Annotated in this window: 1 protein-coding gene; it reads right to left on the bottom strand. The window is 66.7% G+C overall.

Translation table 11 applies throughout. The annotated features are described in order from the left end of the window. On the bottom strand, positions 1-240 hold a 240-nt coding region (locus tag ACM03V_RS34555), incomplete at both ends, for a hypothetical protein (RefSeq protein WP_414625326.1).

Genomic DNA, 240 nt, shown 5'->3' with positions numbered 1-240 from the left:
GACAGGCGCCGCACCGCCGCCTCTAGCGATCACGTCCTGCCCCTCACGCCGTTCGCGCGACCAGTTGACCAGCCGGTTCTGTTTCAACGCTTCCGGCAGTCCATAGAGCCACATCGCCAATCCCAGATGCCCGCGTTCACGTCCCCTGACCAGTCCGACCGCCTGCCCGGTTATCGCCAGAGCCAGTTCGCGACGCCCTCCGAACAGGTGCAGACCGCTGGTGCCGCGCGGATTGCACTC

It is taken from the genome of Calothrix sp. CCY 0018 (assembly GCF_963920925.1).
GTDB lineage: Bacteria > Cyanobacteriota > Cyanobacteriia > Cyanobacteriales > Nostocaceae > Rivularia.
The sequence above is the reverse complement of the archived record's forward strand: the minus strand, read 5'-3'. Positions and strand labels throughout refer to the sequence as shown.